21 protein-coding genes are annotated in these 19863 nt (G+C 59.2%); 12 read left to right on the top strand and 9 right to left on the bottom strand.

Annotated elements, in window-relative coordinates; translation table 11 throughout:
* Window positions 1-207 carry a DUF751 family protein gene (locus SynA1560_RS11740; protein WP_186469433.1) on the bottom strand — a complete coding sequence of 69 codons (207 nt, stop codon included), beginning with the start codon at window positions 205-207 and terminating at the stop codon, window positions 1-3.
* 59 nt (window positions 208-266) lie between these two features.
* On the opposite strand from SynA1560_RS11740, the gene SynA1560_RS11735 reads away from it, so the two are divergent.
* Window positions 267-995, top strand: a complete 729-nt coding sequence (locus tag SynA1560_RS11735; RefSeq protein WP_186469432.1) for a glutathione S-transferase family protein — start codon at window positions 267-269, stop codon at window positions 993-995.
* On the opposite strand, the gene SynA1560_RS11730 is transcribed toward SynA1560_RS11735, so the two are convergent.
* Complete coding sequence (locus SynA1560_RS11730) at window positions 904-1674, bottom strand: DUF6816 family protein (protein ID WP_186500601.1); 771 nt, start codon at window positions 1672-1674, stop codon at window positions 904-906. The genes SynA1560_RS11735 and SynA1560_RS11730 overlap by 92 nt on opposite strands.
* On the opposite strand from SynA1560_RS11730, the gene SynA1560_RS11725 reads away from it, so the two are divergent.
* Window positions 1673-1936, top strand: a complete 264-nt coding sequence (locus tag SynA1560_RS11725; RefSeq protein WP_186469430.1) for a chlororespiratory reduction protein 7 — start codon at window positions 1673-1675, stop codon at window positions 1934-1936. The two genes, SynA1560_RS11730 and SynA1560_RS11725, sit on opposite strands and share 2 nt — an antisense overlap.
* A 3-nt stretch (window positions 1937-1939) precedes the next feature.
* Here SynA1560_RS11725 and SynA1560_RS11720 read toward each other — a convergent pair whose 3' ends face one another.
* Complete coding sequence (locus SynA1560_RS11720; protein ID WP_186500600.1) at window positions 1940-2515, bottom strand: shikimate kinase; 576 nt, start codon at window positions 2513-2515, stop codon at window positions 1940-1942.
* 51 nt (window positions 2516-2566) lie between these two features.
* Here SynA1560_RS11720 and SynA1560_RS11715 point away from each other — a divergent pair, with 51 nt between their 5' ends.
* From SynA1560_RS11715 to SynA1560_RS11700, 4 genes are all read left to right on the top strand, one after another.
* Window positions 2567-3487, top strand: a complete 921-nt coding sequence (locus SynA1560_RS11715; protein WP_186500599.1) for a 6-carboxytetrahydropterin synthase — start codon at window positions 2567-2569, stop codon at window positions 3485-3487.
* Window positions 3488-3495: 8 nt separating this feature from the next.
* Window positions 3496-4170, top strand: a complete 675-nt coding sequence (locus SynA1560_RS11710; RefSeq protein ID WP_186500598.1) for a dihydrofolate reductase family protein — start codon at window positions 3496-3498, stop codon at window positions 4168-4170.
* 363 nt (window positions 4171-4533) lie between these two features.
* Window positions 4534-5712, top strand: coding sequence for a GNAT family N-acetyltransferase (locus SynA1560_RS11705; RefSeq protein WP_186500597.1), 1179 nt, complete (start codon window positions 4534-4536; stop codon window positions 5710-5712).
* Window positions 5713-5736: 24 nt separating this feature from the next.
* Entirely contained in the window at window positions 5737-6111 is a 375-nt protein-coding gene (locus SynA1560_RS11700; RefSeq protein ID WP_186500596.1) for a DUF4346 domain-containing protein, read from the top strand.
* A gap of 8 nt (window positions 6112-6119) precedes the next feature.
* On the opposite strand, the gene SynA1560_RS11695 is transcribed toward SynA1560_RS11700, so the two are convergent.
* On the bottom strand, window positions 6120-7694 hold the full coding sequence (locus SynA1560_RS11695; protein ID WP_186469424.1) for a B12-binding domain-containing radical SAM protein: 1575 nt from the start codon (window positions 7692-7694) through the stop codon (window positions 6120-6122).
* 156 nt (window positions 7695-7850) lie between these two features.
* Here SynA1560_RS11695 and SynA1560_RS11690 point away from each other — a divergent pair, with 156 nt between their 5' ends.
* A complete protein-coding gene (locus SynA1560_RS11690) occupies window positions 7851-7943 on the top strand; it encodes a cytochrome B6 (RefSeq protein WP_186500595.1) in 93 nt (30 codons plus the stop codon).
* Here the strand turns inward: SynA1560_RS11690 and SynA1560_RS11685 are convergent.
* Both SynA1560_RS11685 and rimO read right to left on the bottom strand, forming a co-directional pair.
* Window positions 7930-9099, bottom strand: a complete 1170-nt coding sequence (locus SynA1560_RS11685; RefSeq protein WP_186500594.1) for an MFS transporter — start codon at window positions 9097-9099, stop codon at window positions 7930-7932. The two genes, SynA1560_RS11690 and SynA1560_RS11685, sit on opposite strands and share 14 nt — an antisense overlap.
* Before the next feature lie 53 nt (window positions 9100-9152).
* On the bottom strand, window positions 9153-10553 hold the full coding sequence (gene rimO / locus SynA1560_RS11680; protein ID WP_186469422.1) for a 30S ribosomal protein S12 methylthiotransferase RimO: 1401 nt from the start codon (window positions 10551-10553) through the stop codon (window positions 9153-9155).
* A 76-nt stretch (window positions 10554-10629) separates the two neighbouring features.
* On the opposite strand from rimO, the gene SynA1560_RS11675 reads away from it, so the two are divergent.
* Window positions 10630-11571, top strand: coding sequence for a vitamin K epoxide reductase family protein (locus SynA1560_RS11675; protein ID WP_186500593.1), 942 nt, complete (start codon window positions 10630-10632; stop codon window positions 11569-11571).
* Window positions 11572-11589: 18 nt separating this feature from the next.
* Here the strand turns inward: SynA1560_RS11675 and nadB are convergent, their stop codons facing one another.
* The 3 genes from nadB to SynA1560_RS11660 form a co-directional block, all read right to left on the bottom strand.
* Window positions 11590-13275, bottom strand: coding sequence for an L-aspartate oxidase (nadB, locus tag SynA1560_RS11670; RefSeq protein ID WP_186500592.1), 1686 nt, complete (start codon window positions 13273-13275; stop codon window positions 11590-11592).
* An 80-nt stretch (window positions 13276-13355) separates the two neighbouring features.
* Window positions 13356-13733: a photosystem II complex extrinsic protein PsbU gene (gene psbU / locus SynA1560_RS11665; RefSeq protein WP_186469419.1), complete on the bottom strand. Its 378-nt coding sequence runs from the start codon at window positions 13731-13733 to the stop codon at window positions 13356-13358.
* A gap of 116 nt (window positions 13734-13849) precedes the next feature.
* A complete protein-coding gene (locus tag SynA1560_RS11660) occupies window positions 13850-14581 on the bottom strand; it encodes a DUF3120 domain-containing protein (protein ID WP_255476951.1) in 732 nt (243 codons plus the stop codon).
* Window positions 14582-14722: 141 nt separating this feature from the next.
* Here SynA1560_RS11660 and SynA1560_RS11655 point away from each other — a divergent pair, with 141 nt between their 5' ends.
* Genes SynA1560_RS11655 through SynA1560_RS11640 form a run of 4 tightly spaced genes read left to right on the top strand, consistent with a single transcriptional unit; the run spans window position 14723 to window position 19556 of the window.
* Complete coding sequence (locus tag SynA1560_RS11655; protein WP_186500590.1) at window positions 14723-15571, top strand: undecaprenyl-diphosphate phosphatase; 849 nt, start codon at window positions 14723-14725, stop codon at window positions 15569-15571.
* A gap of 19 nt (window positions 15572-15590) precedes the next feature.
* Entirely contained in the window at window positions 15591-16988 is a 1398-nt protein-coding gene (locus SynA1560_RS11650; RefSeq protein ID WP_186469416.1) for a TIGR03279 family radical SAM protein, read from the top strand.
* Between the two features lie 24 nt (window positions 16989-17012).
* Entirely contained in the window at window positions 17013-18737 is a 1725-nt protein-coding gene (locus SynA1560_RS11645) for a TolC family protein (RefSeq protein WP_186500589.1), read from the top strand.
* A gap of 15 nt (window positions 18738-18752) precedes the next feature.
* Window positions 18753-19556: an inositol monophosphatase family protein gene (locus SynA1560_RS11640; RefSeq protein WP_186469414.1), complete on the top strand. Its 804-nt coding sequence runs from the start codon at window positions 18753-18755 to the stop codon at window positions 19554-19556.
* Window positions 19557-19863: the final 307 nt, after the last annotated feature.

Below are 19863 nucleotides of genomic sequence, written 5' to 3'. Positions count from 1 at the left end.
TCAGAGTTGTGGTGCTGAAGACACCATGGCACGCAGCACGAAACTCACGCTGAGGAAGCCGCTGATCAGCGCCCCGATCAAAGCGACGGCAGTGATCGGATTGCTGCGTCGTCGTGCCAGCGGCTCTGCGACGGAAGTGATGACACCGAGGCCAAAGGTGATCAGATAGCGCGGGTATCGCGTCACGTTGAGGAAAAAATCGCGCATGGCGATGGCGAGAGGCAGGACTTGATGGCTACTCTGCCGGCTCTTGACCCGGCGTGGACATGCTGGAGCTTCATCAGTTCCGTCATTCGGCTTTCTGTCTGAAGGTGCGGATGGCGCTGCAGTCGAAAGGACTCAGTTTTAGAGAGGTGGAGGTCACTCCCGGCATCGGTCAGATCGCAGTGTTCAGGTTGTCGGGGCAACGTCAGGTGCCTGTGTTGGTGGACGGTGATCACGTGGTGGCCGATTCCAGTGCCATTTGCCGTTATCTCGAGACGCTTGAGCCAGTGCCTGCTCTGATTCCTGATGAGCCCCGTCTGCGTGCCCAGGTGGAACTGATGGAGGACTGGGCTGATACGACCCTGGCAGCAGCAGCTCGTGCAGCCTTGTTGCAGGCCGCAGTGGATGACCCACTGCTTCGAGATGCGCTGCTTCCAGACGATGTGCCGTCACCTGTTCGTCAGGTGATGTCAGGGCTGCCCGGTGGTTGGCTAAGTGGTGTTGGCGATTTGCTCGGTCAGGAGCAGCGGGCCTCCATGCTCAGCAGCCTTTGCACCATGGCTGATGCCATCGATGCCGCTGGAGTACTGGTGGGCGATGCTTTGAGCCTCGCTGATCTGTCGGTGGCGGCGCAGTTGTCGCTTCTGCGTTTCCCATCATCTGCAGGCTCTGCGCTGGCTGGCCGCGGCGTTCCTGGGATCAGCGATCACCCGAGACTGCAGTCGTTGTTCCACTGGCGAGATCAGCTGGAGGAGCGCTTACTCCAGCAGGATCCAGCGACAACGGTGTGAGGGTGAGCTGAAATCGGCTGCTGCGCCCCTCAAGCGTTGAATCGCTCTCAAGGCCTGGACCCGCATGGCTGACCTGGCGTTGATCGGCGCAAATCGCAGCACCACACCGTTCGTAGCGGGTGAGCGTTTCGATGCGGCTGATCCGAGGCGCTGCGGGGCCGTGAAGCACCTGCAGTGCCAGCTCATCGCTGAAGAAGACTGCACTCTCTCTGGGGTTGCTTTCTCTGCGACCGATCACGGTCGTCTCCAGCATCAGATCTCCCTTCAGCCGGGCCAGCTGACGGTTCACCTGATCAGGATCCTGTTCAACGCTGAGCAACTGAGTGCCTAGCAGTGCTTTACCAACGGAATGGGCATTGAACACCCGGTCGCCCACCAGATCACCACGTTGGTTGAGCCGGAAGCGGGCGTGATGGCTCAGCGGATCATCTCCACTTTGGGGATGACCTCGGTCATCGAGCTGTTCGCTTCGCACTTTCCAGGTGCCGTCAAACCACTTGGGATAGATCAGATCCTGGCGGCCACGGGGTCTCGGCAACGGAGCCGGCAAAGTCCATTCGGGCCAGTCGCTGAATCGTTGCTCCAGAAACACCTGGTCGCGATCGTCGGCGGCTGCGGAGTCGACGTGCGCAAGCTGCAGCACCATGGTGAGTAACAGTGCCAACAGCGGTTTCACCATGTCTGATCCTCTGATCCGATCGCTTGATCACTACGTGGTGCTGGTGCCCGGAGAACCGGAACAGCTTCTCAGTGCAGTCGACACCCTGGCATGGCTGGCGCAGCGTCTGCGCGGACTGGACCCTTGGCCAGCGGATCTGAAGGCGTGCGCGAGTCCGGAGCAGGCGGCCTCCCGTCTTCTCGACACAGCCTGTGAACTGGAGGTCTCGCCAGGTTTTTCCCTGCAGTGGTACGCGGTCCGACTGGAACCGCCGAGCGCTTGAGCTTCATTCCGGCCGTTGTTTGGGCGGGTCTTTGATCAGGTTTGGCAGCAGCTGCAGGATGCCATCAGCCACGACGTCCGGTGTTTCTTCCTCGATCACCACGGTTAGATCGGCTTCGCCGTACTGCGGACGTCTCGCGTTGAGAATCCTGTCGAGAGCCTGAGCGGGATCGGCTTCTTGGAGCAGTGGTCGTGGGGTGCTGTCAGCTTCAAGCCGCTTCAGCAGTTGCTCGCGTTCCACATCAAGCCAGATCACGATGCCTTGATGCATGACCCCCCAGTTTTCCGAGCGGGTGACCACGCCGCCTCCCGTTGCCACCACCAGAGAGTGATGTTCGCTGATGGCGCTCAGAACCTGGGTCTCCAGTTTTCGGAACCCCGCTTCCCCATCCCGCTGAAAGATCTCAGGAATGGAGCAACCCGCCAGCTGCGCAATCACCGAATCCGAGTCCACAAAGCCATATCCGAGCTTTTCCGCCAGGGGCCTGCCCGTGCTGCTTTTCCCGCTTCCCATCATTCCCACGAGATAAAGGCTTCTTCCCCCCAGGCGTTGTCGCAGGGTTGGAATGATCTCGGCCATGACTCGAATTCGCCGTTAGCTCATTAGGATGCCTTCTGGCCGAACCGTCACATGACTGAAACGAAGTCGACTGCACGGCATGGCCGTGGCCGCGGTTGTGTCATCACACGTCGGGCTTGCTTCAGTGCCAGCCACCGTTATTGGCTGCCGGAACTCTCCGCTGACGACAATGCTGCACAGTTCGGCCCCTGTGCTCTGGCACCAGGACATGGTCATAACTACGAATTGATCGTGTCCATGGCCGGAGGCCTCGATGAAGACGGCATGGTGCTCAACCTCTCTGAGGTCAAGCACGCCATCCGCAATGAGGTCACTGGACAACTGGACTTCCGTTTCTTGAACGAGGCATGGCCCGAGTTCGACGTATCCCGTCCAGATGGATGCCTTCCCACCACCGAAGCACTGGTCCGTCAGATCTGGACGCGGTTGAGTCCGCATCTGCCGATCACGGCCCTACGCCTTTACGAACAACCGGGCCTCTGGGCCGACTACCTCGGACATCCCATGGACGCCTTTCTCACCATCCGCACCCATTTCGCAGCTGCTCACCGACTGGCGCGCCCGGAGTTGAGCCAGGAAGAGAACGAGCGCATCTACGGCAAATGTGCCCGCCCGCACGGTCATGGCCACAACTACCTGGTGGATGTGACAGTCCGTGGAGCTATTGACCCTCGCACCGGAATGGTCTGCGACCTTTCGGCGCTGCAGCGTCTGGTCGATGACCTCGTGGTGGAGCCTTTCGATCACACCTTTTTGAATAAAGATGTTCCTTTCTTTGAGGAGTGCGTCCCCACCGCTGAGAACATCGCTCTTCACATCGCCGATCGTCTGTCGGCTCCCATCAAGGCCATCGGTGCTCATCTGCACAAGATCCGTCTACAGGAGAGTCCCAACAATGCAGCAGAGGTGTACGCCGAAACACCGCTGTTGGAGATGACGCCAGCGTCGCTTGAAGCGGTGGCTCCGGTCTGATCAGGACCTTGCCAGCTGAGCCCATCACCGTTCGCCTCGTGCTGGCGATCAGTCTTGATGGGCGCCTAGCACCACCATCCGGTGGTGCGGCCCAGCTGGGCGGATCTGGCGATCGACGTGTTTTGGAAGAGGCCCTGGCCTGGAGTGATGCTGTCTTGGTCGGTGCCGGCACCTTGCGTGCCCATCGCTGCAGTTGTTTGATCCGTGCGACCGATCTTCTGCAGCAACGCATCACGGCGACCCGTTGCCCTCAGCCGGTGGCTGTGGTGGTCAGTCGCACGGGAGAGTTCCCTCTGGAGTGGCCGTTCTTTCAGCAACCCTTTGAACGGCATTTGCTGACACCCATGGGGCTGGTCGCACCCGGTTTTCAGGCGGGCCATCGCTTGACCCCCTCTTGGCAAGACACCTTGAACCGTTTGGGCGCCCAAGGCTGGACCCAGTTGCTGCTGCTGGGAGGGTCCCAACTGTGTCAATCCCTCTTGGCGCAGGACGTGGTCGATGAACTTCAGTTGACCCTTTGCCCCCGTGTGCTCGGAGGGCCCTTCAGCTGGCTGCCAGCCAACGGCTCTTTGCTGCCAGATTCTTTGATGGAAGCAGGAGCCTGGCATCTGCATGAACTTCGAGATCTGGGTGCAAACGAAGTGTTGGTGCACTACCGCCGCAATCGGTTGACGCGTTCCTAAACCGGGATGGGCCAGTGATCGGTAGGGCTATTCCGCGGCCTGGCGCACCCATGTTTCAGAGGCTCACTCCCTGTCGATCGCCCGCGCCGCCAGGCTTCAGCATTGATCCGTCAGTGGTTGTCGACGGTGGGCTGCAGCAGCTGCAGAAACGGTTTCAGCACTCCCGCCTGGGTGCGCAGGTTGGTGCTGTGGAGTGTCCCAAACACAACGAGCAGCACTATGGGAAGACGTCCAGTAGGACGATGACGACAGAGTTAATCGTCCAAGACGACATCCTTGGTCTGATAGCTCGGTCCTTGCCATCGCCGCTCGTTTCAAAGTTGCTGGTTAGGGTCGAGCCTGAGTCGTTGACCCTGGCCCCGGATGGCATCGCTTACGGCTCGTTGGCATCGCAGCATCCGTGAGATCCCGCGGCAGCAGGTGGACAACTTGCTGGATGAACACGTCAGTCCCTTTTACCGATGGAGCTGGCTAGCGGCGCTTGAACATTCCGGAAGTGTGGCGCCGGATCAGGGCTGGCAGCCTCTCCACCTTTCGGTGTGGAGAGAGGAGCAACTTGTTGCGTTTGCCCCTCTCTATCTCAAGGGCCACAGTTACGGCGAATTTGTTTTTGATCAGTCGTTCGCGCGTCTGGCTGGCGATCTTGGCCTTCGCTATTACCCCAAGCTGATCGGCATGAGCCCTGTCAGTCCAATCCAGGGGTACCGCTTTCATCTCCACCCACAGGAGGATCCCCAGGAGCTCACGGCCGTGATGCTTCGCCTGATCGATGAGTTTGCTGCCCGGAACGAGATCCTCAGTTGCAATTTTCTCTATGTGGATCCCACCTGGAAGCCACTCGCTGAGGCGGCTGGCTGTGCGGCTTGGGTGAACCAGCAGAGCCTATGGACCGCTGATGGACAGACTGATTTCAGCGATTATCTCGCTGGTTTTAACGCCAATCAGCGGCGCAACATCAAGCGAGAGCGCAAAGCTGTGCACAAGGCTGGGCTCAGCGTGACTCCCATTACTGGTGAGGCTCTCACTCCGGCCTTGCTATCGCGCATGCATGGTTTCTACGAACAGCATTGTTCGCGTTGGGGGGTCTGGGGAAGCAAATATCTACAGGCCTCGTTTTTCGATCAATTGATCGAGCCTGCTCTCGCTCACCATGTCGTGCTGTTTAGTGCCCATCGAGGTGACCCCTTTGACCCCGTAGCCATGTCGCTCTGCGTGCAGGATGCGCGACATCTCTGGGGGCGCTACTGGGGAAGCGACGAGGAGATTGACTGTCTTCATTTCGAGGTCTGTTATTACTCCCCCATCGAGTGGGCTCTGCAGCAAGGGCTCATGAGCTTCGATCCTGGGGCCGGTGGCAGCCACAAACGCCGCCGTGGTTTTGTGGCCAGACCCCACACCAGCCTGCATCGCTGGTACGAACCACGCATGGAGGCTCTCATTCGCTCCTGGTTGCCTCGGGCCAACGGCCTGATGCAGGAGGAGATCGAGGCGATCAACGCTGAGCTCCCCTTCCGATCCGATCCCCCAGCGTTGGGGATTTGAGACTTCGATTTGTAGGGTGATTGGATGAAAACCGTCCCTTCATCGCTTGACGACCAGCTGTCGCAACGCTTTATCGACCTCGATCCCTGCGGTTATTTCCTGATCAAGGTGGATGCTGATGCCGCTGAACTGGTGGTCGAGCATTACAGCAATGATGTGGACGACAAAGGTCGAGCGACAGATCCGGAGACTGGTGAAGTGCTGGCCTGCCGCGGTGGTGGCCCGAGACAAGCCAGCCGCAGCTTTCGCGGCCGCACGGCCAAGGAGCTCGGGATTGCTCTCACCGAAGGTGATGGGCCTCATCCCCTCAGTCGCCTTGACCATGCCCTTTATCTGGGGCGAGAGCTGCAGAAGGCCGAGGGTTGCCTGAACAACGACAAACCCTACGTGCAGGACTGAGGCGAAACTCAGGCCGGTTGCAATTCCCTGGGTGCGCTGGGCTCCTCAGGCGGAAGGGATTCCAGTTGTTCGCGGATTTCTTGCTGAACGATCGCGCGGTACTCGAGGAAATGCTCGTTGTGGGCCAGCACCACCAGGAATTGCTCAAGCATGGCCGGGTTGCGCCGGGCCATGCTCAGCATGTAGCGCCAGAAGCGGCTGCGGGTGCTGCGTTTCATTCCCTGGCGCCACACCACGATGGAGAGAGCTCGGATGTCGGTCCAGGTGGGTAGGGATGCGCTCCCTTTCCAACGCGGGGCTCCCATTTTCAAATAGTAGGAATACACCCGATCCATGTAGGCATTGGGTTCATAGAGCTCACAGAACGCCTCCACGTATTCGTTGGCAATGTCGCGGATCGGTCGCGTCGGCTTGAAGTTCAACAGGTTGGTCTGATTAACGCCTTTGGCGGCGTCCTTGTCTTGAATCAGTCGGCCCTCTTTCTCAAGACGATGCCAAAGCGCTGTATTGGGAAGCGCTTGCAGCATTCCCATCATCGCGGCGGGGATGCCAGTGCGTGTGACGAACTCGACGATGCGACGGCCTGCGCCCTCTTTTTCACCGTCGAAACCGATGATGAATCCAGCCATCACACGGATACCGTTGGCGGTGATCCGGTCGACCGCCGCATCCAGTGGGTTGCGGGTGTTTTGAATTTTGCGTGAGGTTTCCAGGCTGGCTTCATCCGGTGTTTCGATGCCAAGAAACACACTTTCGAAGCGTGCTTCGTGCATCATCCGCATCATTTCATCGTCGTCAGCAAGGTCGACGGATGCCTCGGTGGCGAAGCTGAAGGGGTAACCCCGCTCCTCTTGCCAGGTTTTGATCTGCGGAAGCAGCAGCTTGGCGTTGCGCTTGTTGCCGATGAAGTTGTCGTCCACCAAAAAGATGGAGCGTCTCCATCCCAGGTCGTGGAGGTATTGCAGCTCGGCGATCAGCTGTTCGGGATGTTTGGTGCGTGGCTTGCGTCCATAGAGAACGATGATGTCGCAGAACTCGCAGTTGAAAGGACAGCCCCGTGAAAACTGCACGCTCATTGAGTCGTAGGCATCCAGTTCAAGCAAATCGAAGCGTGGAATCGGGGTTGCGGTGACATCGGGTTTGTCACCTTCGGCGCTGAAGCGTCCACTGGTGTCACCACGCTGGATGGCTTCGACGAATTGAGGAAGAGTGATCTCGCCTTCGTCCAGCACTTTGAAGTCGGCTTGGGCGATTTCAGGGGCATCAGGGGTGGAACTGGCGTAAGGGCCACCCACGGCCACCGGCAAGCCCCGCTGCTTGGCTTCAGCAATTTGCGCCTGCATGTCGTCCTTCTGAACGATCATTCCGGAAATCACCACCAGTTCCGCCCAATCCCACTCGGCCTCGGTGATCTCACGGACATTGCGGTCGACCAGCTTCATGTCCCATTCCTGAGGAAGCAGTGCCGCCACAGTGACGAGACCTAAAGGAGGAAGCAGAACCTTGCGGTTCACCAGCTCCAGAATTTTTTCGTAGCTCCAGAAGGTTTTCGGGAACAGGGGATAGATGAAAAGGGTGCGCATGATCCGTGGCGTGGAGGTGAGTGTCTGTTGCCTGCGGTCGACCCTTGGGAGAGAACCGTCCGATCCCATTTGATTTCGTTGTGCGGAATCTTAAAGCGGATCTGGCTATCTGAGCTTCGGTTTCTGATCTAATGGTTGCAGCCATTTGTGACAGCCATGGGCGTCGTCATCTATCTGGGTCTTGTCGGTGCCGGCCTTGTCACCGCTGCCGTCATCAGTTTTGTGTTGCGCGGCATCAAGCTGATCTGACCTCGGTCAGCATCGTCCCGCCACGACGCCAGATTTCCCACAACGCCAAGACAACTCCGATCCATCCTGTGATGGCAAAGGTCGTTGGTAGTCCGAGGGAGATTGTCAGCTGTGCTGCGATGAGACCGCTCAAACCGCCGCCACCCAGGAAGGCAATCTGGCTTAAGCCAGCCATCCTTCCTCGCAAAATCTGAGGCGCACCCACCTGCGTGATGAGGTTGCTGCTGCTCAGTAACCCAGCGGTGCCGGCTCCGATCAGCAACGTCATGGCCAGCACGAAGATCGTGCTGCCACCGCGCGCCATGCCCAGCTGTGCCAAAGCTGTGATGAGACCGAAGCCTGCCAGCGTCAATGAGGGTCTGCTGCAGAAGCGATGGCTGTTTCGCTGCAGCACAATCCCTCCCGCAATGCTCCCCAGCGCCAGAACACTGGTGAACAGGGCCAAGTCCATCGGGGCGGTTCCCAGTTCTCGCGCCGCGATCAAGGGTCCGAGTCCAGGATGAAAAAAGCCCACAACGCACATCAGTGCTGTGAACGTCAGCACGTTGCGCAGGGTGCTTCCACAATCTCGCCAGGCCACACTCAGGGAGGCTGTCTTGCCGGGCGTGCTCCGCTGCTCCAGCTCCAGCCGTGGTTTCAGCAGCCAGATCACACTGGCGATAGGCAAAAGATACGTGGCGGCATCCAGTGTGAGTGCCTGAGCTGGTCCCGTGAGGGTGACCAACCAGCCGCCTAGAAGGGGTCCCACCAGCTTGCCCACGTTGAACACCACGGAGAAGCTCGTCAGATAGGGCGCCAGCTGGCGGGTGTCATCAACGAGCAGCGCGCAGTATTTGTTTCTGGCCGTGAGTTCGTAAGCGCCCGCGACGCCCGCCAGCAGTGTGCTGGTTAACAGCATCAGCACCTGGGTCTGACCCTCCAGCATGGGGATCGCTAGAGCGGCCAGAAGACCGGCCCCGAGCAGCGCCCATTGCGCCTGAATCAGCACGCGTTCACATCCCACGCGATCCGTGCGAACGCCTGCCGGCCCACTCACCAGCATCGTGGGAAGTGACAGCGCAGCAAAATGCAGCGCCAGCACCATCGGATCTGCCGTTTGTTCCATCAGGATCCAGCCTTTGGCAGTGAGCCCCGCAAAGGATCCTGCGGTGCTCATGCCAGAAGCGATCAAAAAGAGGATGCGTTGACCGTTGTGCGATCCAGATCCGCTCACGAAGTCGTCCGGGCTGAAGCAACCATTTCAGTTGCACCGACGATCTCGCCGGTTAGGTCATAGATATCAGCGCCGGTGATTCGCACCGGGACCATGGTTCCCGGTGCGGCTTGAAGACCATCTGCCCGCGGTTGCACCTGCACTTCGCCATCCACCTCGGGAGCAAAGCGAGCGCATCGGCCGATCATGGCTCCGGTGCTGGGGTTGTGCTGTTCGATCAACACATCCACGGTGCGTCCGACCCAGCGGCTGTTGGCTTCTGCAGAGATTGGTTGCTGGAGGGTCATCAAGCGATCCTTGCGGGCGATGGCAATCTCTGCTGGGACCGGATTCGGAAGCGTGGCCGCGGCAGTTCCTTCCTCTAAGGAATAAGTGAACACTCCCACGTGGTCGAAGCGCTGGCGCTCCAGGAATCCCGCCAGATGTTCGAACTGTTCTTCGGTTTCACCGGGGAACCCCACGATCAGAGTGGTCCGGAGCACGGCATCGGGAAGTTGTTCCCGCAGCTGATCCATCAGTCGTTCATTCACATCCGCCTGCCAGGGGCGATTCATCGCTCGCAGAACCTGGGGGTGGCTGTGCTGAAGGGGCAAATCGAGATAGGGCAGCACGTTCGGCACGTCTCGATACGCCGCGATTACATCAGGTGTGAGGCCCGTTGGGTAGGCGTAGTGCACGCGTATCCAGGGGATCTCAACCTCTCCCAGGGCTCGTAGCAGATCTGCCAGCCGTGGTCGTCCGTAGAGGTCGAGGCCGTAATTGGTGGTGATCTGGCTGATTAGCACCAGCTCTTGCACCCCCTGCTCAGCCAGTTGATGGGCTTCCGCCACGATGGACTCGATCGTGCGCGATCGCTGATCGCCACGCAGGTGGGGAATGATGCAGAACGCGCAGCGGTAATCGCAGCCTTCGGCCACTTTTAGATAAGCCACCGCTTCTCCTGTCGTTCGGTACCGCGGCAGGTTCTCATCGCCCACAAACGTTGGTGTCTGGCTGACTCGGTTGACCCGTTCACCTGCTTCGACGCGCTGCAACACCTCCACGATGTGTTGGTAATCCCCGGTGCCGACAATCGCTTTGGCTTCGGGCAGTGAGTCGAGCAGCTCCTCTTGAAAATGCTGAGCCAGGCACCCGGCAATGATCAGTTCCTTGCCCTGCTCGGCCAGGCCGACCAGCGTGCGAACCGATTCTTCGCGGGCGTCCTGGATGAAGCTGCAAGTGTTGACCACCACGACATTGGCGTCGCTTTCATCGCTGCTCACGCCATAACCGGCTTGCGATAGAAGGCCGAGCATGTGCTCGGTATCAACACGGTTCTTCTCGCAGCCCAAATGGGCAAATGCCACCGTGGGCTTGGTGCAAATTCCGTCGCGGCCTGGGGGCTGGTCCGGGGACATGGGCACGACGGATCAATCAATCAACATAAATCTCGCGCTGACGCCTGCCAGAATTCGAAGGCAAAGTGCAGTGCACATGGGCACCACCCGACTCACCAGCCGCCGTCGTCAGGATCAAGGTTTCAAATGGGCGCGCATCGCCATGGCGGTCCTGGCAACCGTCGGCGTGATCGACACAGGGTCGATCACGCTGAAGCGCTGGGGGGTGATCGGCGATCTCACCTGTCCGCTGGGGGCTGATGGGTGCGACAAGGTGCTCAACAGTGCTTGGGGCACGCTGCTCCAAACCGAGACCTTCAGCATTCCGCTGTCTTTTGTTGGGCTGGTCGCTTACCTGGCGGTGGTGGTGATGGCGCTGGTGCCTCTGTTGCCAGGGTTGGCGGAGAACCGAGGGGATTTATCGCGTCGCACCTGGTGGGGACTGCTCACCGTCTCTCTCGGCATGGCCGTCTTCAGCCTCGTGTTGGTGGGGCTGATGGTCTTCAAGATCCAGGCGTTTTGTTTCTTCTGCGCTCTCTCTGCGGCGCTGTCGGTGCTGCTGATGGTTCTTGCGGTGATCGGTGGAGGTTGGGACGATTTCGGGCAGGTGGTGTTCCGCGGCATTCTCCTGGCGCTGGCTGTGCTCATCGGCAGCCTGATCTGGTCGTCAGTTGTGGATCCAGATCGTCCCGATGCCGCACTGACCGGACCTGGTGCGCCGCCGTTGGTCACCACCGAAAGCACCCCTGCCAAGGTGGCGCTTGCTGAGCACCTCACAGCGACCGGAGCGGTGATGTACAGCGCTTATTGGTGTCCGCACTGCCATGAGCAGAAGGAGGATTTCGGTGAAGAAGCGGCCAAGAAACTCACCATCATTGAGTGCGCTGCAGACGGCCAGAACAACCAGCGAGCGCTTTGCGAAAGCAAAAATATTGAGGGTTATCCCACTTGGGAGATCAACGGCAGGCTTGATTCTGGTGTGAAACCCTTGAAGACACTGGCCAGGCTGTCGGGATTCAAGGGTGATACCAATTTCTGAGCCTCAAGCTTCGCCGCGTTATTCACTGACCTGGCGCGTGTGAATCGGCATCCCTCTCACCTGACGGCTGTGTCGGCGCCACTGGGGAAGAGGGGCAGGAGCATCACTGCGGTAGTGCCCCCCTCGGCTTTCGGTTCGGAACAGGCAGGCCTTGAGCAACAGGATGCTGGTGCGTTGGCGATGCAGAAGATCCAGCAATAGATTGAGTTCCTGGCGACTTGGTTCTTCCAGTTGGAGCGGCTGGTCCTGAGGTTGTGCCTTGACCAGCTGCAGCAGTTGTTCTTGTTGCATTTGCAAACTCGCCTGATCGGTGGTTTGCAACAGGCGCCGCATCCCATTGACGGAACGATCCACGCCGGCCACATCCCAGCACTGTTTGCTGAGCCGTTCGATCTCTCGCATTAAGTGACCGATGCTGGCCTCGCTACGGGCACGGTCCGCGGTGATCTGACTTCCACCTTGAGAAGGATTCCAGTGGCTTCGGTCAGTTTCGCTTGCTAGGGGAAGGTCGATCTCGCCAAGCTGTCGGGCAAAGACGAGGCATTCCATCAGCGAGTTACTGGCCAGTCGGTTGGCACCATGCAGACCGGTGCAGGCCACTTCGCCAACGGCATAGAGACCCGGCAGTGATGTGGCGGCCCTCAGGTCCGTGGCGACTCCCCCCATCCAGTAGTGGGCTGCTGGTGCCACGGGAATTGGTTGCTCCAGGGGATTCAGGTTGTGTTGTCGACAGCGTTCGAGAATGGTCGGGAATCGGCGCTCGGCCTGTTCACGGGGGATCCCTGACCAGTCCAGTCCGATGTGGTCCGTGTGTTGCTCCCGCATGCACCTGAGCAGGGCGCGGCTGACTTGATCGCGTGGAGCCAGATCGGCTCCGTGCAGATCTGCAACAGGGCTCTGCCCTGAGGCATCCACCAGGCGAGCTCCCTCCCCACGAACGGCTTCTGAGATCAAAAAGCAAGGCGCATCCGGGAGTTTGAGAGCTGTGGGATGGAACTGCACAAACTCCAGATCCTCGATGGCTGCGCCAGCGCTCCAGGCCAGTGCCACACCCTCGCCTGCCGCCTGAGCCGGATTGGTGGTGTTGGTGTAGAGATGGCCTCCGCCACCGGTCGCCAGGACCACGGCTCTTGAGCGGATCCACTGCAGCCTGGAACCATCCACCACCTGAACGCCGCAGCATCGCCCGTGTTCGACCCAGAGTTGGCTAACCCGTACGCCACGACGATGCAGAAGACCCGGACGTTGCTCGGCCCGTTCTCGCAGCACATCGACAAGTGCATGTCCGGTGCGATCTTGCACATGCAGCACTCGGTGATGACTGTGGGCCGCCTCCAGTGTGGTGGCGAGGCTGCCATCGCGGTTGCGATCAAACTCCATGCCTAATTGCAGGAGCCGATCCACACATTGCGGTGCCTGATCCACCAACAGACGAACGGAATCCCCGTCGCAGAGTCCTGCGCCGGCATGCATGGTGTCCGCGGCGTGGCTACTGCTGCTGTCGTCAGGTCGTGTGACGGAGGCGATGCCCCCTTGTGCCCAAAGGCTGGAAGATCGACGGCTGGTGTTGCGATTGACGAGCAGAACTCGCAGTCCATCAGGCAGCTCGAGACAGGTCATCAGGCCTGCGGCACCGGCCCCGACCACAACGACATCCCAAGGACCGGCGGGGATCGGTTCCATTCCTTGGCGACGCGCTGTCATGGGTGAATCAAAAAACCGCCGTGGAGTCCGGCGGTTTTAACGCAATCCAATGGATGGAGATCGGCTTGTTCAGAAAACGCTCAGCGGTACTGGCCGTCGTTGATGCGGTCGAAGCCTTCGTTCAGGGCAATCGAAGGAGCTGTGACGGTGAAGTTCTCGCGATACTTTTCAAACAACTCCTTCTGACGGTCTGTCAAATCAAGGGACAGCACGTCTTCGACAGTTTCGTAGGGACCACCCAGCACGATTTTGCCGGCGAGAGTCGGGTACATGCCTGGAAACTGCTGGAAACGACGAACGGATGAATTGTTGAGGTCCACCTTGTCGCCGCGCTCAGCGATCTTGTCGTCGGCCACATTGCGGATCTCTGCGGCCTGAACACTCGCGGGAAGGGCCAGGCTCATCAGCAGGCCTGCCATCACAGCAATGCCGGTGAGCCAGCACAGCAGACGCTTCATGGAAGTCTCCGTCTTTGAGATCGGAACGGGATGGATGCCGACAGGGCCGGCTTGCAAACCTTACAAGTGCCCTCAGCCCCAGCCATGATTCATTGCTGCAGTTTTTGCAGTTCGTTTCAGATCAGTCCACTGAGTTCTGGCCATAACAGGGACAAGGTGAGGAAGAGACCGTCAATCAGCAGGGTCGTCGCCAGCACCGATGCTGCAACGGCCCAACTGCTTGACGAGGGTGATGGCTTCAAACTTCGGACTCGGCAGGCACGCACGAGACGGAGGATCACTAACCCAGCGGCAGTGATGACCAGGAAAGATTCAGGCCGCATCACACGTGTTGCCGCTTCTTGAAGCAGCAAACCCGCCTCAGAGGGTGTGGCCGTGACGACCAGTGGCCAGAGAGGCATCACGTTGGTGAAGGCCATGGCCAGATCTGTGAATCCTGTTCCCAGTAGGGAGGCGAGGTAGAACGCACAGCCCAGCCGCCAGCGTGTCTTGAGACCTGTGAGGGCCAGTGGCAATGCAAAGGCTTCCACTGGTAGATGCAGCACGGGGTGGCTGGACAGCCACCCCCAGAACAGACTCCCCGCCAGCCAGCTGCCACTAAAGCCCACGAGCAGCGCGCCAAGTTCTTTCCTCTTCGACGGCGCAAGCCAGGAACTGAGCAAACCTGCGGTCAGCAGCACGAAACCGAAGATTGCAGCGGTGAAGGGCTGGGAACGAACCCAAGGTGCCTGAGCGAACACGGGGAGGACCACCAAGCAGGAGGCCCAGAAAGGAGTCCCGGCGAAACCGAGTGACGTTGCTTGGACCGGCTCAGCCAGGCTCTGGTTGCGCATTAGCCCGCTGAACAACGACTCGCCTCCGTACGGATGTGAAGAAAGAGTCGAAACCTTAGAAGATCTGAGCGGCGATCACGTCGGAGTGTTCCCCGCCACTGGCGTCGGTGACGGGTTGGGCATAGCGTCCCAGCGTTTGAAGTCAGGAACCCAGCGGTGTCGGATTCCGGTCTGCTTGAGGCCATCTGGAGAAACTTCGTGCTCGGGGTGGTGCAGGGACTCACGGAGTTTCTGCCGATCAGCAGCACGGCCCATCTCAAAGTTGTGCCGGTTCTCATCGGCTGGGGGGATCCAGGGGTGTCGGCCACCGCCGTGATCCAGCTGGGCAGCATCGCAGCAGTGATTGGCTATTTCCGTGGCGACCTGCGGTCGGTCTTGCATGGCATCAGCGGTGCGATGCGCCGCGGACAGTGGCGCGAGCCCGATGCCCGCCTCGGCATTGCGATGGTTGTCGGCACCGTGCCGATCTTGATCGCTGGATTGGTCATCAAGCTCCGTTGGCCGGGATATGAAACCTCGCCGTTGCGCAGTGTTCCGGCCATCGCCATCGTGTCGATCGTCATGGCCGCCTTCTTGGCCCTAGCCGAAAAGCTCGGTCCTCGAAGCAAGGGTCTTGTTCAGGTTCAGGGGCGTGATGGCCTCGTGGTGGGGCTGGCTCAGGCGCTCGCGTTGATTCCCGGTGTTTCGCGTTCGGGGAGCACATTGACGGCCTCACTGTTCGATAGCTGGAAGCGTCCTGATGCGGCACGCTTTTCGTTCCTTCTGGGCATTCCTGCGATCTCGCTGGCGGGAGTCGTTGAGTTGAAAGATGCCTTCGCGGATTTCAGCTTGGCCGGTGTTCTTCCACTGATGGTGGGCATCCTTTCTGCAGCGGTTGTGTCATGGCTGGCCATCGACTGGCTTCTGAAATACCTCCAGCGCCATAGCACCTGGATTTTTGTGATCTATCGACTGCTATTTGGTGTTCTTCTTCTGGCCTGGTGGTCGGTTACGGGCTCAAACTGAGAGCAGTTGCCGAGACGCTGTGTGGAATGAACCCTCCGCAGGGGTTGCCGTCACGGCTCTCAACCCCGGCGGATCTGCCCGCAATCCAGATCCAGCGGTGGTTGCCACCGTGGAGGTTGGCTCGATTGGTGAGGAGCTTGGATTCGAGCCCGGTGACCAGCTCCTCAGCATCAACGGGGTGCGACCCCGAGACCTCATCGATTACCGCTATCTCATCGTTGAGGAAGAGCTGACACTCGAGGTCCTTGACAGCTCAGGGGAAGTGCATCGGGTTGAATTCGAAAAAGATGCCGATGATGGTCTCGGTTTGGCCTTCACTGAGGCGTTGTTCGATGGTTTGCGGCAATGCAACAACCGCTGTCCGTTCTGCTTCATCGATCAGCAGCCTCCGGGGCATCGAAACAGCCTCTATCTCAAAGATGACGATTATCGACTCAGTTTCCTTTATGGGTCTTACCTCACGCTCACCAACCTGTCGGAGGCCGATTGGAGCAGGATTGAGCAGCAACGTCTAACGCCTTTGTTTGTGTCCGTGCATGCCACGGACCCCGACTTGCGTTCCGCCCTTCTTGAGAATCCCCGCGCAGGCCGACTGCTTCAGCAATTGGAGTGGTTTGGTGAACGTGATCTCCAAATCCATGCCCAGGTGGTCGTCTGTCCGGGCCTGAACGACGGGAAGGCCTTGCTGCAGTCGTTGACGGATCTGGCTCGTTTTGCCGGTGGTGAATGGCCTGCTGTGCTGTCTGCAGCTGTAGTCCCCGTTGGATTGACCCGTTTCCGGCCTCCAGGAGATGGCTTGCGTGCTGTGACACCTGAAGATGCTGAGCAGGTGATTGATGCCGTGGAACCACTGCAGCAGCAGTTCCGGGAGCAGCTCGGCAGCCGTTTCGCTTGGCTGTCTGATGAGTGGTATCTGATTGCAGGTCGGCCATTACCTCCGCGCGACAGCTACGAGGATCTTCCTCAGCAGGAAAATGGCGTGGGCACGATCCGAGCCTTCCTAGAGGATTTGGACGCCGCCACAGCGTCGTTGCCCGACAGCATTAGAAGTCCTCTGCGCAGCAGTTGGGTGGTCGGGCGTCTGGTGGACCAAGCTCTGGAATCTGTCACCGACCGCCTCAATGGCATTGATGGTGTGACCTTGAATCTGCATGGTCTTCCCAGTCCGTATTGGGGGCAAGATCAAGTGGTGACCGGGTTGCTGACCGGCCAAGACCTGCTTGAAGGCCTGAAGGACCTGCCGCTTGGCGACCAGCTTCTGCTTCCCTCCGTGATGCTGCGGCAGGGGCAGCCTGTTTTTCTCGATGACATGACGCTGGAGCAGGTTCAGGCCGCGTTGCCGGTCCCGATTCGGATCGTGCATGGAGCAGCTGACATCGTGGCTGCCGTGCTCGGTGAACTGCCGGAAACCACCTAAGCTCCGCCAAGCTCAGGTGTTGTTGTGCTTCGGACTGCTGCGGGTCTTTTGCTGATCGCTGGTGTATTCCCCGCATGCTTTGCCGATGTCGCCCGCGCCCAAAGCAATGCTGAACCAGCTTCGGATGATGGATCGGCGTTGATCGATCAGACCACGCTTCCCTCCGCTGTCGACTTGAAGGGCGCTCGCCCACAGGCTGACCCTTCTGTGTTGCCCCCTGCGGCAACAACGTTGCCTCAATCCATGGAGTCGCTTCAGGCACCTCCAAGCCTTGCCTTGCCTGATCAAACCGATCAGGTGCGTATTCGTGAGCTCAGACCCCTCACTCTGGCTGAAGTTGAGCGGCTAGCAGAAGTCAACAACCCTGGTCTTAAAGCGGTCGCCAGTCAAGTTCAGCAAGCCAAATCAGGTTTAAGGGCTGCGCTTGCCCGCTGGTACCCAACGCTTGATCTCAGTGCCAACGGATTGCCCCAATACCTGGGTGGTGAACAGCAAAACTTCGATCAACGCCGCACACGAAACGTCAATCCCGTTACTGGCGAGACCACCCCGACCGGTGTTCCTGCCGGCGTCCGCACTACCACATCGCGCTGGACAGCCAATTTTGGCGCTCGCTTGAATTGGAATCTGATTGATCCCGGCCGCGTTCCAGAGATTGCTGCCGCTCGAGACACCTATGAGCGCAGCCGTGAGGCTTATCTGATCGCCCTGCGTGAACTGCGACTCCGAGTTGCAATTGACTATTTCACGTTGCAGCGGCGAGACGAGCAAGTGCGGATCGGACAGCAATCCGTTCGAGCTTCCATCGTGAGTTTGCGGGATGCACGAGCCCGCTATCAAGCGGGTGTGGCGACCAAGCTGGAAGTCTTGGAGGCCATTACGCAGCTCGCCCGTGATCAGCAGCTGTTGACCAATGCCATTGGTGATCAAGCTTCACTGCGTCGATCCCTCTCGGCAATCCTTGATCTCCCTCAGGATGTGACGCCAACAGCCGCTGCTCCAGCGAGGGTGATGGGAACTTGGATTCCCTCATTGCAGGAGAGCATCGTTGCTGCTTATGCGTTCCGCGAAGAGCTGGATCAGCTCCTCCTCGATATCTCCATCAACAACAGCAACGCCAATTTGTCGCTGTCTGCAGTGCAGCCCGTTTTGAGCATTTTCAACAACTTCTCCACTCAGCGTTTCCAGGGTGAAGCCAATGTGGTTACCCCGCCAGAAGATCAGGTCTATGGCTGGAGTTTCGACAACGCGGTTGGTCTATCGGCAAGCTGGAATATTTTTGACGGTGGTCGAGCACGCGCTCAATACCGCCAAAACAAGCTTCGTGCTGAAGAAAGCCGCTTTAACTTCGCCACCCAGCGCAACACGATTCGGCGCGAAGTAGAGGAGAGTTTCTACGAACTCCGCGCAAGCCAGCAAGTCATCCGCACCACATCCCGGGAAGTGCTTTCAGCGACCGAGTCTCTTCGCTTGGCCAGGTTGCGTTTCCAGGCTGGTGTGACCACGCAGCGTGAAGTCGTGGACACCCAGCGCGACCTCACCAATGCGCAGGTGCGCTACGCCGATGCTGTTCTCAACTACAACGGAAGCATGGCTCAGTTGCGGCGTCGGACTGGGTTGGATCAAGTTCAGGCTTGCCCAGTCGTCGATCTTCCTGCAGAGAAGCCTGAAGGCCTTGGTGTTGAGCAGGTCCCGATTGAACCGATGCCTTCTCTTCCGAGCTGCGAAGCCTCGCAAATCGGCGTCTAAGGCAAAGCTGAGACGTTGACTTCCAGCCTCCTTTCTCCCCAGCAATTGCTCGCAGTCCATCAGCTGCTTGACCGGGTGGCGGATCGCCAGCGTCAAGATTTTGGACACATTGTTTCCGATGTGAAGCCTGACGGCAGCTTGATCACGGCTTGTGACCGTTGGAGCGACAGGATGTTGGTGGACGGCCTGGGTGCGCTGGCCCCCGGTGAATTCACCCTGAGTGAAGAGGGCGAGAAGCTCTGCCCGTCTTCATCTGCTTTCTGGGTGGTTGATCCTCTGGATGGCACGACCAACTTCGCTGCAGGCATTCCTTACTGGGCGATCTCTGTGGCTCGCTTCGTGGATGGCCAACCCACGGAAGCATTTCTCGAGGTTCCTTCGTTGCGACAGCGCATCGTTGCGATTCGCGGCCGAGGAGCATGGCGTAATGGAAAACCGATTGCGGTTGAGACCCGCCAGTTCTCGGGCAGCACTTGCGTTTCGCTCTGCAGTCGTGCGATTCGTGTGTTGCAGCGCCGCCATCAAGAGCCTTTTCCCGCCAAGATCCGTTTGTTAGGTGTCGCCAGTCTCAACATGGTCAGCGTTGCCATGGGACAAACCGTTGCCGCCCTAGAGGCGACCCCCAAGATCTGGGATCTGGCTGCGGCGTGGCTGGTGCTCAGCGAACTGCATTGTCCTGTTCTCTGGCTTGATGAAGACCCCGCTGCACTGACGCCGGGTCGTGACCTGTCCAATGTCAGTTATCCGGTGCTCGTGGCGGCATCTCAGGCTGAGTTGGACCGCCTCAAGCCATGGGGAGAGTCGCTGCTTCTCCCTTGAGAAAGGGGAGGGGGTTGCGAGTGGGGGAGCAGTTGGGTTATGGTTTTGGACTGCGCGGGAGGCCAAAGCCTGAAGCGCAGCTTCTGAACGTGAAGAGCGCGAGCTTGTAGTGTTTAGAAGTGCTTACGAGGCCAAGAGGGAGCGATCCCACGGTGTTGTAAGTTCTACAAGCGGCCGGGAGGCCGCACCGCCAACCGCTCCTGAGAGGGGGCGCGAAGGCAGAACCTGGACAATCGAAAAGTTTAGGAACTGACGCTTTCATCGCGTCAAAGTTTGCGAGATGCATCGCGAGATGTGTGTTGCAGTT

This window comes from Synechococcus sp. A15-60, assembly GCF_014280095.1.
Lineage (GTDB): Bacteria > Cyanobacteriota > Cyanobacteriia > PCC-6307 > Cyanobiaceae > Synechococcus_C.
The sequence above is the reverse complement of the archived record's forward strand: the minus strand, read 5'-3'. Positions and strand labels throughout refer to the sequence as shown.

Excerpts from the sequence above, each read along its gene's own strand:
- SynA1560_RS11740 (WP_186469433.1), bottom strand. The coding sequence starts at position 207 with ATGCGCGATTTTTTCCTCAACGTGACGCGATACCCGCGCTATCTGATC.
- SynA1560_RS11735 (WP_186469432.1), top strand. The coding sequence starts at position 267 with ATGCTGGAGCTTCATCAGTTCCGTCATTCGGCTTTCTGTCTGAAGGTG.
- SynA1560_RS11725 (WP_186469430.1), top strand. The coding sequence starts at position 1,673 with ATGTCTGATCCTCTGATCCGATCGCTTGATCACTACGTGGTGCTGGTG.
- SynA1560_RS11730 (WP_186500601.1), bottom strand. The coding sequence starts at position 1,674 with ATGGTGAAACCGCTGTTGGCACTGTTACTCACCATGGTGCTGCAGCTT.
- SynA1560_RS11720 (WP_186500600.1), bottom strand. The coding sequence starts at position 2,515 with ATGGCCGAGATCATTCCAACCCTGCGACAACGCCTGGGGGGAAGAAGC.
- SynA1560_RS11715 (WP_186500599.1), top strand. The coding sequence starts at position 2,567 with ATGACTGAAACGAAGTCGACTGCACGGCATGGCCGTGGCCGCGGTTGT.
- SynA1560_RS11705 (WP_186500597.1), top strand. The coding sequence starts at position 4,534 with ATGGCATCGCTTACGGCTCGTTGGCATCGCAGCATCCGTGAGATCCCG.
- SynA1560_RS11700 (WP_186500596.1), top strand. The coding sequence starts at position 5,737 with ATGAAAACCGTCCCTTCATCGCTTGACGACCAGCTGTCGCAACGCTTT.
- SynA1560_RS11695 (WP_186469424.1), bottom strand. The coding sequence starts at position 7,694 with ATGCGCACCCTTTTCATCTATCCCCTGTTCCCGAAAACCTTCTGGAGC.
- SynA1560_RS11690 (WP_186500595.1), top strand. The coding sequence starts at position 7,851 with ATGGGCGTCGTCATCTATCTGGGTCTTGTCGGTGCCGGCCTTGTCACC.
- SynA1560_RS11685 (WP_186500594.1), bottom strand. The coding sequence starts at position 9,099 with ATGAGCACCGCAGGATCCTTTGCGGGGCTCACTGCCAAAGGCTGGATC.
- rimO (WP_186469422.1), bottom strand. The coding sequence starts at position 10,553 with ATGTCCCCGGACCAGCCCCCAGGCCGCGACGGAATTTGCACCAAGCCC.
- SynA1560_RS11675 (WP_186500593.1), top strand. The coding sequence starts at position 10,630 with ATGGGCACCACCCGACTCACCAGCCGCCGTCGTCAGGATCAAGGTTTC.
- nadB (WP_186500592.1), bottom strand. The coding sequence starts at position 13,275 with ATGACAGCGCGTCGCCAAGGAATGGAACCGATCCCCGCCGGTCCTTGG.
- psbU (WP_186469419.1), bottom strand. The coding sequence starts at position 13,733 with ATGAAGCGTCTGCTGTGCTGGCTCACCGGCATTGCTGTGATGGCAGGC.